Origin of the sequence: Lysobacter ciconiae (assembly GCF_015209725.1) — a bacterium.
Classification (GTDB): Bacteria; Pseudomonadota; Gammaproteobacteria; order Xanthomonadales; family Xanthomonadaceae; genus Novilysobacter; species Novilysobacter ciconiae.
In genome coordinates, this window is the sequence record NZ_CP063656.1 from 1721944 (window position 1) to 1736307 (window position 14364).

Consider the following 14364-nt stretch of genomic DNA (forward strand, 5'->3'; position numbering starts at 1 on the left):
ATGGATCTGCGTCCGTAGCGTAGCAGTGCGGGCATGCCCGTCCGGCGGCTCACTGTCAGGGGCACACCACCGCGCTATGCCCCATCCCGCGGGTCTTGCGCACCTGGATCTGCACCGGGATGCGCTCTTTCACCGCATCCACATGGCTGATCACGCCGATCAGCTTGCCCTGGGCGTTGAGGCTGTCGAGCGCGTCCAGGGCGACGTCGAGTGAGTCCGGGTCCAGGCTGCCGAAGCCTTCGTCGAGGAAGAAGGAATCGATGCGGGTCTTGTGGCTGACCAGATCCGACAGGCCCAGTGCCAGCGCGAGGCTGACCAGGAAGCTCTCGCCGCCGGACAGGGTGCGGGTGTCGCGCTGGGCGTCGGCTTGCCAGGTGTCGAGCACGCTCAGGGCCAGCCCTTTGCCGTCGCGGGCCAGCAGGTAGCGGCCGCCGTCGAGCCGCTGCAGGTGCTGGTTGGCCAGGCACACCAGCTGGTCCAGGGTCAGCCCCTGGGCGAAGGTGCGGAACCTGTCGCCCTGCGCCGAGCCGATCAGGCCATTGAGGTGCTGCCATTCCTCCAGCCTCTCGCCGGCCTCGGCGATCTGCGTGTGCAGCGCCTGCAGGCCGCTGCGCTGGGCGTGATCCAGCGCCAGCTGGGTACGGATCTGCGTGGCCTGATCGCGCGCCTGCTCCACGGCGGCTTCGCTGGTCTGTGCGTCCGCAATGAGTTGCGCCAGATCCGCGTCGCTGCGGGGCGTGGCCTGCAGTTCGTCGCAGCGCTCGCGCAGTTGCGTGGCACGGCTGCGGATGTCGGCGAGTGTCTGGGTCAGCGCGTCCTGCTGGGTCTGCAGCCGTTCGCGTTCTTCCGGCGGCAGCCGCGCGGCCAACAGTGCATCGTGGTGGGCGAAGCCGCGTTGCTGGAGCGCCGCTTCGAGCTGGCTTGTGGTGTGGGCGAGATCCTGCGAACGGCTCTCCAACAACACCTCGGCCGCATGCAACGCTGACGCGGCGCGCTGCACCTGTCGCTGCACCTGCTCCAGCTCGGTGACGGCGTGGCGTAGCGCGGCGGCGGGCTCGGCTACCGGGGCGAGCGCCTCACCGGGTGTTGCTGCGTGGCCGCTTTGATCCCAGCGCTGCTGCCAATGCCCGCCCTGCTCGCCCGCCTGTTTTGCTTTGCTGCGGTGCTCGACCAGCGCGTGCTGCAGGCGCTGCAGTTCGGAATCGCGTTGGCGCCATTGCGACCACTCGTGCCCGCGCTCGCTCAGCCATGCTTCCGCGTCGGTGGGCAGCGCACGGTCCGGCAGGTCGGCGGACAGCTGCTGACGCAGGCGCTCGGCTTCGCTAACGGCTGCATCGTGACGCTCACGCTGCTCCTGCTCACGGCCCGCGGCCATCGTCAGCGATTCGCGCAGGACATGGAGTCGGGTGTCGTGACGCTCCAACGCCAATTGCTGTTCGTCGCGTTGCTTGTTCGCGACCTGCACGGCGGCGTGCCATTGCTCCAGCTTGGCGACCTGCTCGCTCGCCTGTTTGCCCTGCATGCCGACGGCGGTGAGTTCGACGGCCAATGCCGACTGCTCGTCGCCGTCGGCAAAGGTCAGCCGCAGCGCGGCGCAGCGTGACGCCCATTCTTCGGCGAGCGTGGCGTTTTGCGCGCCCAATGCCTGCAGGTGGTGTTCGGTACGGGTCAGGTCGGCTTGCCTGGACGCATGCTGGACCTCACAGCGCCGGTGACGCTCACTGGCCTGCTGGAGCTGCAGCTCGGCTGCGCTGGCATCGGCCTGCGACTGGCTGGGGTCGAGCTGCCGGTACTCGTCGATGGCCGGGTGCTCGGTGGCGCCGCAAAGCAGGCACGCCTGCCCCTCTTCCAGGGCCGCGCGGTGGCCCGCCAGGTCCATGATCTGGCGCTCCAGCGCAACGATGCGCTGACGGTCCTGCAGGATGGTCTTGGCAACATCCAGTGCCGATTTCGCCTTTGCCAGTTGCTCGGCATCGCTGACGAGCAGGGCCTTCAACGACTCCAATCGCGCCTGTTCGTCAGTGATCTGCGTGCGCAGCGTTTGCCGCTGCTCGGTCAGCGGCGACAGATCGCGCAAGGCGGCGTATCGCTCGCGAAGGCCGTCGCGCGCCTCGCGCAGTGCGTCCAGGCTGGTGCCGGCGCTGGCGGTCGCGAACCGCGCGGTGTCCGCGTCCACCTGCGCGCTGGCTTCAGCCAGGGCCGTCGCCAGCCCTGCCCTCTCCTCTTCGGCGGACTTCAGCAGCGCTCGGGATTGCTCGTGCCTTTCGGACGCGTCGGCCAGAGCCTGCCTGGCGTGCGCTTCCTGTTGGGTGGCGGTCTGCAATTGGGCGAATCCGGCGCGCCAGCCCGGCAGCTTCTCGCCCAGCTGCGCGTGTGCGCTCAAATCCGTCTGGGTGGACTGCAATTCGTCAAAGCGCTGCTGGTCGGTGTGCAGCGCCAGCGCGCTGGCCTGCGCGCACTGCTTCGCGAGCTGCAGGCATTGCCAAAGGCCGTTGCGCTCCAAGCCGAGCTGCCCGGCGTGCTGTTCCTGCGCCTGCTCGCGGTGTGTCTTTGCGTCGGCAACGCCCTGGGTCGCGTTCTGCCATTGGGTGTAGGACGGCCACGCGGCTTCGGCAGGTTGGGCCTGTCGCAGGCGCTCTCGCGCCGGGGCGGCGGCGCTCAGTGCTTCCTGCGCGGCGCGCTCCTGATCGTCAACGGTGCGCAGCTGCGCCTGCACCTTGTCCAAGTCCTGCCGCCACGCCAGCGCTTCGCGGCTGCGCTGCCGCGCGACCACCAGACGCCCCACCTCTTCGGTCACTGCCTGCAGCTGCTCCTGCATGGCCGCGAGCGCCTCCTCTGGCAGCAGTTGCACGCCGCCGGCCGTCGCCTGCAGCTGGTCGACCTCGCGCTTGATCCGGTCGGTCTGCGCGTACACCCGCTGCGAGATCTCGCTGTAGATGTCCGTGCCGGTCAGCTGCTCCAGCAGCTCGGCGCGCTCGTTGTCCTTGCTGTGCAGGAAGCTAGCGAACTCGCCCTGCGCGAGCAGTACCGAGCGGGTGAAGCGGTCGAAACCCAGCCCGGTGCGGGCCTCGGTCTCGTCCAGCTTCTCCTTGATCGAGGTGGTGACGATGCTGCCGTCGGCCAGCGCCAGCTCGACCTGCGGCGCCTGCAGCTTGCCGCCCGCCTTGCCATGCGCGCGCCGCTGCGACCAGAACGCGCGGTAGCGCTGGCCACGGCTCTCGAACTCCACCTCGGCCAGGCAGTCCGCCGTGTGCTCCGTCATCAGCGGATTCTGCGAGGCCGAGATGGTGGGCATGCGCGGGGTGCGGTGGAACAGCGCCAGACAGATCGCGTCCAGCAGCGTGGTCTTGCCGGCGCCGGTAGGCCCGGTGATCGCGAACAGCCCGTCGGCAAACGCAGGGGCGGTGAAGTCGATCGCGGTCTCGCCCTTGAGCGAGTTGAGGTTCTTCAGGCGCAGCGAGAGGATTTTCATGCCGGCTCCCCCCCTTCGATGTCGGCCAGCACCTCATCGAAACACGCGTGCAGCCGTTCAACGCGCGCGTCCGTCAGGTCCTCCTCCTGGGCCAGGCGCTGGGCGAACACCTCACGCGGCTGCAGCTCGTCCAGGTGCTGGCCGTCGGCGGCATCGATCACCGCATGGGCTGCGCTGCGCTTGCGGCGGATGCGCAACACCTCCAGCGGCAGCGCTTCGACCAGCTCGGCGACCCGGTTCTGCAGGTCGGGCAGATAGTCATCCACCTCGACCATGACCTCGACCCAGCCGAGCCCGCCGTCCGGCACCTCGCCGGCGATAGCGGCCAGTTGCGCCGGCAGGCTGGCGAGCGTGCCGGCCGCCCGCGCCAGCACGCGGAAGCGCGGCACCGGCAACGGTGTGACCTCATGCAACTGCTCGCCCTGCAGCTCGACCAGCAGCACCTGCTTGGCCTGGCCGATCTCGTCAAAGCTGAGCGGAATCGGCGAGCCGCTGTAGCGGATATGGTCCAGCCCGCCGACCTTCTGCGGCTGGTGGATATGCCCCAGCGCGATGTAGGCGGCCGGCGGAAACGCACTGGTGGGAAAGGCGTTGAGCGAGCCGACATAGATCTCGCGCACCGAGTCGCTGGTGCTGGCGCCCACGGTGGTCAGGTGGCCGCTGGCGATGATTGGCAGAGGCTCGCCGGCGGCCTCGCGCATCGCGACGGCGGCCTCGTGGATGCGCGCGTAGTGGGAGGCGATCCCGTCCATCATCGCGCCGCGCTTGTCCTCGGCGCTCTGCCCGGCCTCGCTGCGGGAGACATCGCGCGAGCGGATGAAGGGCACCGCGCACAGGATCATCCCCGGACCGCCATCGCGGCCGGGGATCCGGTGCACGTGCTCTTCCGGCGACTGCATCAGCGTCGGCACCACCAGCGTGTCCAGCCGCGCCAGCAGGCCGCGCGATTCCGCCAGCATCGCCGGTGAGTCGTGGTTGCCGCCCAGCACGATCAGGCGCGCACCCGCGTCGCGAATGCCGACAATGAAGCGGTTGTACTGCTCGCGCGCGTAGCTGGGCGGGGTGCCGGTATCGAACACGTCGCCGGCCACCAGCACTGCATCCACGCGGTGCTGCTGCACCTGCTCGACCAGCCAGTCCAGGAACGCCGCATGCTCGGCTTCGCGCGATTGGCCGAGAAAGTTCTGGCCAAGATGGAGATCGGAGGTGTGCAGCAGACGCATGCGGTGCGGGTCCCCGGAAAAGCGTGGGCGCCAAGGCGCGCCGGAAGTGGCAAAGACCGGCCAGTGTGCCTGCCGGCCCTGTTCCGGGCCATTCAATCCGCAATGGATCGCACCGGTTGCGACGGCAAGGGCGCCGCGCGCGGTTGTGGTTCACCCTGCGGCAGCGCTTTTGCGGCAGGCTTCGTCCATGACCGACGAGGATCGACGATGAAGAAATGGCTGCTGGCGGCAATCCTGATCGTGCTGGCGCTGGTGGGCTACGTCGCCGCCGGCCCGTACATCACCTACACCGCGATCCGCGACGCGGTGGAATCCAAGGACACCGCCAAGCTCTCGCGCCAGGTTGATTTCCCGCAGCTGCGGACCAACCTGAAGCTGCAGCTGGACGACTACATGGTCCGCCGGGCGGGACCGGACATGCAGTCCAGCCTGCTTGGCGTGTTCGCCGTGCGCGTGGCCAGCGGCGTGGCCGGCGCGGCGGTGGACACCATGATTACCCCGGCAGGACTGGCGGCGATCCTGGAAGGCCGCGCGGTGGTGCATCGTGTCGCCGGGGACACCGGGCCGGATCCCTATCGCCCTGCCCGGCCGACCAACCCGCTGCGCGATCCCAGCTACCGGTTCGAATCGCTGTCGCGCTTCAGCGCCACCGTTCCGGGTGAAGACGGTGAGGACATCACGCTGGTCCTGACCCGCCAGGGCCTGCGCTGGAAACTCAGCGATATCCGCCTGTCGGAGCCGGCCAGGGACGCGCTGATGCGGCGCCCCTGATTCCGCTGTCGCGGCTGAACTGTTACCGGGTCGGACGCATCTGCGCGCCCTGCCCGAGACCAGTCAACGTCAGGCGCTCTTGCGCTCCTTGACCGCCGGCTCGGCGTCGGCAACGCCCGCCACATCGGCGCGCGCCAGGTTCGCCTTGCGCACCTCGGCGGCGGTTTCGCCGTCCCCGGCCAGGAAGGCTTCCAGCGAGTCGTCCATCGCCTCCATCCACGGCGTGTGGTGGGGCGGCGCGACGGTCCCGGTCATCGTCGAGCGGTAGCTCTTGTTGCGGTAGCCCAGGATGTCCTTCTGCTTGTCGCGGATCCATTCCTTGAACAGCACGCCCATGCCCTCGATGTCGAACTCGGGGTAGTCGGTCGGGCCGACCAGATCGCGGATGTATTCGGCCTGGAAGTCGATATGGGAAAACGCATCGTCCGCCTTCTCTTCCTTCTCCACCCACTTGCGCGAGTCGGCGACCATCTCGCCCCTCGACGGCAACGCCAGCTTGCCCAGGATCACGTCGCGGGCATACCAGGCCTGGGCGTCGAACATGTTGAAGGTGTAGTACTGGTCCTGCATGCCCAAGTAGATCAGCTTGGGGTTGTCGATCCAGAAGATGCCCTTGTAGAGGTCCTCCGGGTACAGCCGGTTGTAGGTGCGAAGGGTCAGGTCATCCGGCAGGAACGGGAAGTAATGCTGATAGCCCGTGCACAGGATGATCGCGTCGACATCGCGCGTGCTGCCATCGACGAAGTGCGCGGTGGAACCCTCCACGCGGGTCAGCAGCGGGTATTCGCGGAATTCGGGCGGCCAGTCATAGCCCATCGGCGAGGTGCGGTAGCTGAAGGACACCGACTTGGCGCCGTACTTGTGGCACTGGGTGCCGATGTCTTCGGCGGAATAGCTGCTGCCGACCAGCAGCAGGTCCTTGTCGGTGAACTCGCAGGCGTCGCGGAAATCATGCGCGTGGAGGACGCGGCCCGGGAACTGCTCCAGACCTTCGAAATAGGGTGCGTTGGGGGTCGAGAAGTGGCCGGTCGCCACGATCACGTAGTCGAACTCCTCGGTGGAGAGCTCATCGGCCTTCAGGTCACGCACGGTGACGGAGAACTTGCCGGTCTCCTCCGAATAATCGACCCACTGCACTTCGGTATGGAAGCGGATGCTGCGGCGCAGGTCGATTTTCTCCACCCGGCCCATGATGTAGTCGCGCAGCACGGCGCGCGGCGGGTAGGAAGCGATCGGCTTGCCGAAGTGCTCCTCGAAACTGTAGTCGGCGAACTCGAGACATTCCTTGGGGCCGTTGGACCACAGGTAGCGGTACATGCTGCCGTGCACGGGCTCGCCATAGGCGCCCACGCCGGTGCGCCACGTGTAGTTCCACATGCCGCCCACGTCGTTCTGCTTTTCATAGCAGACGATTTCGGGAATCTCGGCGCCTGCATTCGCGGCAGCCTCGAAGGCGCGCAACTGGGCAAGGCCGCTGGGGCCGGCGCCTAGGATCGCAATACGTTTGTTACTCAATGGAAACTCCTGTTGTCTGGCGGCGGGAAACAACCGCGATGGGGCGCGTGAATCGGGCGGCAGCGCACACGAACACATGAATCCGTCGAGAGACGGAACGAAAGTCCGTAGTGGCCCTCTCCGGTCACCAATCAGTGACCCGGACGCTCAGCCCGAAACCGCCAGCGCAGGTGCGCCGCGTCCACGGTCGACCGGCATCGTGCCGTTGACCTGGATCGCCCGCGAGGCGAAAAAAAGACGGGATTCCCCTCCCGTCGTTGCGGCGAGTACACCGCCGAACCGCATGAAATACGGCTTGAATGGGGGCTTTACATCAACGGACAATGTTAACACAAATGCAACGGCCATGCCATTTTTGCGGCCATCACACTCACCCGTGACGCTGCCCGTGCTAAGCGATCAAGGCGCCGATCTACTGCCCGTCCGGATCAATCCGGGTTGGCGACCCCGTGGGGCACGTGGCCGGCGGTGACCAGGCCACGCGCCGACTCGATGTTGTGCTCGGAATCGTCAAAGAAGATATCGGCGCCGAAAGCCTCCAGGAACGGTCCCTTGGGACGGCCACCGAGGAACAGCGCCTCGTCAAGTCGGATGTCCCAATCGCGCAGCGTGCGGATCACCCGCTCGTGCGCGGGTACCGAACGTGCGGTGACCAGGGCGGTGCGGATCGGCGCTTCCTGGCCCATCGGAAACGCGTCCTGGAGCCGGTGCAGTGCGTCCAGGAAGCCGCGGAACGGGCCGCCCGACAGCGGCTCGCCGGCACGGTCGAGCTCGTGCTGGGAAAACGCCTCCAGCCCGCCCTCGCGCGAGACGCGCTCGCTCTCGTCGCCAAAGATCACGGCATCCCCATCAAAGGCGATCCGGAGCTGGTGCTGGCGCTCCGGCAGCGCCTTGGCGGGCAGCAGCGTTGCTGCGGCGATGCCGGCGGCCAGCGCGTTGCGCACGTCCTGCGCGTGGGTGGAGAGGAATAGGTCGGCGCCGAACGGGCGGATGTAAGGAAACGGCGGCGCCCCGTTGCTGAAAGCGGCGCGGCGGATCGCCAGGCCGTGGTGGGCAATCGAGTTGAATATCCGCAGGCCGGTGTCGGCGGAGTTGCGCGAGATCAGGATGACCTCGACCCGGGGCGCTTCCGGCGGCGAGTCCTCGTTGAGCGCGAGCAGCTTGCGCACCAGCGGAAACGCAACGCCGGGCTCGAGCAGTTCGTCCTCGCGGCTGAGCTGGTAGGCCGCGTAGGCGTCCAGTCCCTCGCTGGCGAACAACGAATGGCTGTCCTCCAGGTCGAACAGGGTGCGCGAGGAGATCGCGACGATCAGCGGGTCGGCTTGGTTATCGGGCATGGCGATATTGTGCGCGATCGGCGTCGCAGGGGCTGCGATGGGAGCGCGGGGTGCCTCGCAAGTGTGCGTGGCTGTGCCGTGCCGACCGGATCCGCGACGAATTCCTCGTCGCGGCAACGCTAACCGCCGACAAACTGCTCGGTCAGCATCCGCTCTTCCAGGCTGTGCTCGGGGTCGAACAACAGGGTGACGGTGTGTTCGCTGGACTCGCGCACGGTCACCTGGACCACATCGCGGACCTCGTGCGAGTCGGCCGTCGCGCTCACGGGGCGCTTGTAGGGGTCCAGCACGCGCAGTCGCACTTCGGTGTCGGCCTTGAGCACGGCGCCGCGCCAACGCCGGGGCCGGAATGCTGCGATCGGCGTCAGCGCCACCACCTGGGTGTCCAGCGGCAGGATCGGCCCGCCGGCGGAGAAGTTGTAAGCCGTGCTGCCGGCCGGGGTGGCGACCAGCACGCCATCGCAGATCAACTCCTCCAGCCGGCGCTGTCCGTGCAGGTCAATCGAGAGGTGCGCGGCCTGGCGGGTCTGGCGCAGCAGCGAGACCTCGTTGTAGGCCAGCGACCGCACCCGTGCGCCCGAATCGGTCTCGGCCATCATCTCCAGCGGTCGCAGGACCGATGGCTTGGCCGCGTGCACGCGCTCGATCAGTTGACCGGCGCTGTAGTGGTTCATCAGGAAGCCGACCGTGCCCTGGCGCATGCCGTACACCGGTTTGCCCAGCTCGCCGTAGCGGTGCAGCGTCTGCAGCATGAAGCCGTCGCCGCCGAGCGGCACCAGCACGTCGGCCTCGTCCGGTGCGTGATCGCCGTGCAGGTCCACCAGCTCGCTGCGCGCCGCCTGCGCCTCTTCGGCAATGCTGGCAAGGAAGGCAAAACGCGGGGATGAAGTCATTGGCCGCTCCGGAATCATTGCCCGCAGGATAGCGTGGCTGCGGCACGCAAAAAAAAACCGGCGGGAGCCCGAGGGCCACCGCCGGTTTTTCAGACCACCGGGATCAGGCCGCCGCTTCTGCCAGCTGCGCCAGGCGACGCACCGCGACCGACACGGTCGGGTAATCCAGGTTCTTCTGGTTCACCAGCTCGGCGAGCATCGACAGGGTGAAACGCAGGCCCTGGTCATCGCGCGCCAGCCAGGCCTCGACCTTCGCCGCCGCCGGCTTCTTGCCGCCGCTGGCGAGGATCTGCCCGACCAGCGCCCGCTGCTGCGCCGCCAGTTCGTCACGCATCGCGCCGCGGGCGAGCGCCTGCCAGCGTCCCTCCACCGGCAGGGCGTTGATCTGCTCGTGCAGCCACGGCAGCTGGAACGCGGCGCCCAGTTCGAAGTACGCGCGCGACGCTTCCAGCGCCGACACCTTGCGGGCGTTGGCGATCTCGATGATGTCGCAGGCGAACTCCAGCACCGGCAACGCCGCCAGATGCTCCGCCAGCGCCGACGGCACGCCCTTGGCCTTCCACTCGGCCAGCTGGGCGTTGAACTTCTCGCGGCGCACGGGCGACATCGTCTCCGGCAGCGCCGCGTGCACGGCCTTGAAGCCGTCGCCGAAGCGCGCCATGCCCTTGGTGATCTCCGGCATCGGGCCCGGACGCGACAGCAGCCAGCGGGTGACCGTACGCAGCAGGGTCCAGATCGTCTGCAGGGCGTCGATCTGCACCGACTCCAGCACCTTGCCGTCGAGGGCGTCGATCTGCGCCCACAGCGCGCGGGCATCCAGCGCCTCGCGGGCGATGGTGTAGGCCTCGGCGATCTCGCCGGGGCTGCGGCCGGTGTCCTCCTGCATGCGCAGGGTGAACGTGGCGCCCATGCGGTTGACCATCGAGTTGGTCACGGCGGTGGCGATGATCTCGCGCTTCAGGCGGTGGCCTTCCATCGCCTTGGCGTACTTGGCCTGCAGCGGTTTGGGGAAGTAGCGCACCAGTTCCTTGGACAGGTAGGGATCCTCGGGCACGTCCGAATCCACCAGCTGCTGGAACAGCACCAGCTTGCTGTAGGACAGCAGCACCGCCAGCTCCGGCCGGGTCAGGCCCAGTCCCCGCGCCTTGCGGTCGGCGAATTCGGCATCCGATGGCAGGTACTCGATCTGGCGGTCCAGCAGGCCCTGCGATTCCAGGGTCTGGATGAAGTGCTGCTTGGAACCCAGGCGCGGCGCACTCATGCGCTCCATCAGGCTGATGGCCTGGTTCTGGCGGTAGTTGTCCACCAACACCAGCCCGGCCAGCTCGTCGGTCATCTCCGCCAGCAGCTTGTTGCGCGCCGGCAGGGTGAGCTTCTTCAGCTTGACCTGCTCGTTGAGCAGGATCTTGATGTTGACCTCGCGGTCGGAGGTACCCACGCCGGCGGAGTTGTCGATGAAGTCGGCGTTGAGCAGCGCGCCCGCCTGGGCGGCCTCGATGCGGCCCAGCTGTGTCATGCCCAGGTTGCCGCCCTCGCCGATCACCTTGCAGCGCACGTCGCGGCCGTCGATGCGCAGGCCGTTGTTGCCGCGGTCACCCACGTCGGCATGGCTCTCGGTGCTGGCCTTGATATAGGTGCCGATGCCGCCGTTCCACAGCAGGTCGACGGGCGCCTTGAGGATCGCGCTCATCAGCTCGTTGGGGCTCATCGACTGGATCGACTCATCGATGCCGAGCACGGCCTTGACCTGCGGGGTCAGGTCGATCGACTTGGCGCTGCGCGGGAACACGCCGCCGCCCGCGCTGATCAGCTCGCGCTTGTAATCGTCCCAGCTGGAACCGGCCAGCTTGAACAGGCGCTGGCGCTCCTTGTAGGACGTGGCCGCCACCGGATCGGGATCCAGGAAGATGTGACGGTGGTCGAACGCGGCCACCAGGCGGATGTGCTTGGACAGCAGCATGCCGTTGCCGAACACGTCGCCGGACATGTCGCCGATGCCGACCGCGGTGAAGTCCTCCTTCTGGGTGTTCACGCCCAGGGCGCGGAAGTGGCGCTTGACCGACTCCCACGCGCCGCGCGCGGTGATGCCCATGCCCTTGTGGTCGTAGCCGACCGAGCCGCCGGAGGCGAACGCATCGCCCATCCAGAAGTTGTGGTCGGCCGAGATCGCATTGGCGATGTCGGAGAAGCGCGCGGTGCCCTTGTCGGCGGCCACCACCATGTAGGCGTCATCGCCGTCGTGGCGGACCACGTTGTCGGGATGCACGACCTTGCCATCGACCAGGTTGTCGCTGATGTCGAGCAGGCCGTTGATGAACATCTGGTAGCAGGCCACGCCCTCGGCCTGCAGCGCGGCGCGATCGGACGGCGGGCGCTTGACGATGAAGCCGCCCTTGGCGCCGACCGGCACGATGATGGTGTTCTTGACCATCTGCGCCTTGACCAGGCCGAGCACCTCGGTGCGGAAATCCTCGCGCCGGTCCGACCACCGCAGGCCGCCGCGGGCCACCGGGCCGAAGCGCAGGTGGATGCCTTCCACGCGCGGTCCGTAGACGAAGATCTCGCGGTACGGACGCGGCTTGGGCAGGTCGGGCACCAGCGCGGAATCGAACTTGAAGGCCACGTAGCCGCAATCGGCCCCGCCCACGCCGCACTGGTAGTAGCTCGTGCGCAGGGTCGCCTCGATCACGTCCATGAAGCTGCGCAGGATGCGGTCCTCGTCGAGGCTGGAGACGCGATCCAGCAGCGTCTTCAACGCGGTCGACGCGGCTTCGGTCTGCGCCTCGCGCTTGCCGCCGCGGGCCGCGACCACCGGTGCCAGCGCGGTCACGACGGTCTCGTCACCGCCGCTCAGGCGTTCGAGCTGCTGCTGCAGCGACGCCTGGCCGGCCTTGATGTCGGCCTTGTCCTCGTTGCCGGTGCTGGGATCGAAGCGGGCTTCGAACAGCTCAACCAGCAGTCGGGCGAGGACCGGGTAACGCGCGAAGGTCTCCTCGACGTAGCTCTGCGAGAACGGCACGCCCACCTGCAGCAGGAACTTGGCGTAGGCGCGCAGCATCGCGACCTGGCGCCAGGTCAGGCCGGCGGCGAGGATCAGGCGGTTGAAGCCGTCATTCTCGGCCTCGCCACGCCAGGTGCGCGAAAACGCGTCCTCGAAGTTGTCACCGATTCCCTCGACGTCGACATCCGGCGTGCCGGTCTCGACCTCGAAGTCCTGGATGTAGACCACTTCGCCACCGGCGTGCAGGCGGTAGGGATGCTCGGCGATCACGCGCAGCCCCATGTTCTCCATCATCGGCAACGCGTCCGACAGCGAGATGTCGTCGTGCTGGCGGTAGAACTTGAAGCGCAGGCCGCCGGTGCCCGGGCGGCTGCGATACAGGCTCAGGCGCAGGTCCTCGGGGCCCGTCAGCGCGGCCAGGTGCTCCACGTCGGCCGCGGCCACGGGCAGCGACACGTTCTCGATGTAGCCCGCCGGCAGCGCGTTGCCGAAGGTGGCCGCCATCTCCAGACCGCGCTCCTCGCCATGGCGCTCGGCGAGCACGCCGGCCAGGTCGTCGCGCCAGTCACGGACGATTTCCGCCAGTTCCGCCTCGATGAGGGCGTTGTCCACCTGCGGCATGCCTTCCACGCCCAGCGCGCCCGGCTTGGGGCGGACCAGCACGTGCAGCTGGGCCAGCGGCGAGTCGCTCAGCATCACGGTGGTGTCGATGTGCTCGCCATGCAGTTCGCGCTTGAGCATGGCCTCGATGCGCAGGCGCACGTCGGTGTTGAAGCGCTCGCGCGGGATGTAGACCAGGCCGGAGAAGAACCGGCCGAAACGGTCGCGGCGCAGGAACAGCTTGCTGCGCACGCGCTCCTGCAGGCCAAGGATGCCGGTGGCGGTCTTCAGCAGCTCCTCGCCGCTGGACTGGAACAACTCGTCGCGCGGCAGGGTCTCCAGGATGTGGCGCAGCGCCTTGCCGCTGTGGCTGTCGTCGGCGAAGCCCGAGTGCTGCATGACGAAGTCGTGACGCTCGCGCACCAGCGGGATGTCCCACGGGCGGCGGGTGTAGGCACTGGAGGTGTACAGGCCCAGGAAGCGCTCCTCGCGCACCGGCTTGCCGCTGTCGTCGAAGCTCAGTACGCCGATGTAGTCCATGTAGCCGCGACGGTGCACGGTGGCGCGCGCGTTGGTCTTGGTCAGGATCAGCGCGTCGACCGAGCCCGAGTTGGGCATGCGCGTCGCCGCCAGGGAAGAAAGCGAACGCGGCTTGTGGTTGTCCTTGCCGCGCAGCAGGCCCAGCCCGCTGCCCTTGACCGCGCGCAGCACGTCTTCGCCGCCCTGCTCGACCACGTCGTATTCGCGGTAGCCCAGGAAGGTGAAGTGGTCATCGGCGACCCAGTGCAGGAACTCGCGCCCCTCGTTGCGGCCGGCATCGTCCACCGGCAGGGTGCGGGTGGCCAGGTCGTCGGCGACCTCCAGCATCTTGTCGCGCATCTCGCGCCAGTCCGCGACGATCGCGCGCACGTCGTCCAGCACGGTCGCCAGCTTCTTCTCGATCCCCGCCATCGACGCCTTGGACTGGCGGTCGATCTCCAGGTGCATGATCGACTCGGCCTCACCCTCGCCGATGGCCGTCAGCTTGCCCGCCTTGTCGCGGGTGACCGGCATGACCGGGTGGCCCAGCACGTGCACGCCGATGTCGGCCTCGGCCAATGCCATCGACACCGAGTCAACCAGAAACGGCATGTCGTCGTTGACGATCTGCAGCACCGTGTGCGGCGACTCCCAGCCGTGGCTGTCCAGGGTCGGGTTGAACAGGCGGATGCTGGCCGTGCCCGGCTTGCGCTGGCGGACAAAATCCAGCATGTCGACCGCAAGCGCGGCCCAGCCCTGCGCGGAGTGCTGGGACCATTCGTCCTGGCCCATGCGCTCGTAGAACGCCTTGGCGAAGGCCTCGGTCTGGACCTGCTCCTTCTTGGGCGCCTGCTTGCGGATCGCGGCCAGGATCGTGTCCAGCGACACGTCGCCTGTCGCGGACGACCCGCCTGCGAGAGTGGCGACAGCGGTGCTGGTCGCGCCCTTGGCGGGGGCAGCGGATGTCTTGCCGGTGCGGCGGGCGGGGGTTTTGCGTTCAGTGCTCATGCGAATGTGGTTTCCAATGCAGTGA

General features: G+C 67.9%; 8 protein-coding genes. 1 reads left to right on the forward strand and 7 read right to left on the reverse strand.

Annotated features, from left to right (window positions below):
* Positions 1-55: 55 nt before the first annotated feature.
* Together INQ41_RS07855 and sbcD are read right to left on the reverse strand one after the other, a co-directional pair.
* Positions 56-3472: an AAA family ATPase gene (locus tag INQ41_RS07855; RefSeq protein ID WP_193983400.1), complete on the reverse strand. Its 3417-nt coding sequence runs from the start codon at positions 3470-3472 to the stop codon at positions 56-58.
* A complete protein-coding gene (gene sbcD, locus INQ41_RS07860) occupies positions 3469-4695 on the reverse strand; it encodes an exonuclease subunit SbcD (RefSeq protein WP_193983402.1) in 1227 nt (408 codons plus the stop codon). Before sbcD ends, INQ41_RS07855 begins: the two co-directional genes overlap by 4 nt.
* Before the next feature lie 207 nt (positions 4696-4902).
* On the opposite strand from sbcD, the gene INQ41_RS07865 reads away from it, so the two are divergent.
* Complete coding sequence (locus tag INQ41_RS07865) at positions 4903-5466, forward strand: DUF2939 domain-containing protein (RefSeq protein ID WP_193983404.1); 564 nt, start codon at positions 4903-4905, stop codon at positions 5464-5466.
* A gap of 69 nt (positions 5467-5535) precedes the next feature.
* On the opposite strand, the gene INQ41_RS07870 is transcribed toward INQ41_RS07865, so the two are convergent.
* The 5 genes from INQ41_RS07870 to INQ41_RS07890 form a co-directional block, all read right to left on the reverse strand.
* Positions 5536-6981 carry an NAD(P)-binding domain-containing protein gene (locus INQ41_RS07870; protein ID WP_228076544.1) on the reverse strand — a complete coding sequence of 482 codons (1446 nt, stop codon included), beginning with the start codon at positions 6979-6981 and terminating at the stop codon, positions 5536-5538.
* Positions 6982-7128: 147 nt separating this feature from the next.
* Complete coding sequence (locus INQ41_RS07875; protein ID WP_193983408.1) at positions 7129-7329, reverse strand: hypothetical protein; 201 nt, start codon at positions 7327-7329, stop codon at positions 7129-7131.
* An 80-nt stretch (positions 7330-7409) separates the two neighbouring features.
* A complete protein-coding gene (locus INQ41_RS07880; protein ID WP_193983410.1) occupies positions 7410-8318 on the reverse strand; it encodes a 5'-nucleotidase in 909 nt (302 codons plus the stop codon).
* A gap of 119 nt (positions 8319-8437) precedes the next feature.
* Entirely contained in the window at positions 8438-9211 is a 774-nt protein-coding gene (locus INQ41_RS07885) for an NAD kinase (protein ID WP_193983411.1), read from the reverse strand.
* A gap of 103 nt (positions 9212-9314) precedes the next feature.
* Complete coding sequence (locus INQ41_RS07890) at positions 9315-14339, reverse strand: NAD-glutamate dehydrogenase (RefSeq protein WP_193983413.1); 5025 nt, start codon at positions 14337-14339, stop codon at positions 9315-9317.
* Positions 14340-14364: the final 25 nt, after the last annotated feature.

What these genes read in the sequence shown, in the direction of transcription:
- INQ41_RS07855 (WP_193983400.1), bottom strand. Translation starts at nt 3,472, where the DNA reads ATGAAAATCCTCTCGCTGCGCCTGAAGAACCTCAACTCGCTCAAGGGC.
- sbcD (WP_193983402.1), bottom strand. Translation starts at nt 4,695, where the DNA reads ATGCGTCTGCTGCACACCTCCGATCTCCATCTTGGCCAGAACTTTCTC.
- INQ41_RS07865 (WP_193983404.1), top strand. Translation starts at nt 4,903, where the DNA reads ATGAAGAAATGGCTGCTGGCGGCAATCCTGATCGTGCTGGCGCTGGTG.
- INQ41_RS07875 (WP_193983408.1), bottom strand. Translation starts at nt 7,329, where the DNA reads ATGGCCGTTGCATTTGTGTTAACATTGTCCGTTGATGTAAAGCCCCCA.
- INQ41_RS07880 (WP_193983410.1), bottom strand. Translation starts at nt 8,318, where the DNA reads ATGCCCGATAACCAAGCCGACCCGCTGATCGTCGCGATCTCCTCGCGC.
- INQ41_RS07885 (WP_193983411.1), bottom strand. Translation starts at nt 9,211, where the DNA reads ATGACTTCATCCCCGCGTTTTGCCTTCCTTGCCAGCATTGCCGAAGAG.
- INQ41_RS07890 (WP_193983413.1), bottom strand. Translation starts at nt 14,339, where the DNA reads ATGAGCACTGAACGCAAAACCCCCGCCCGCCGCACCGGCAAGACATCC.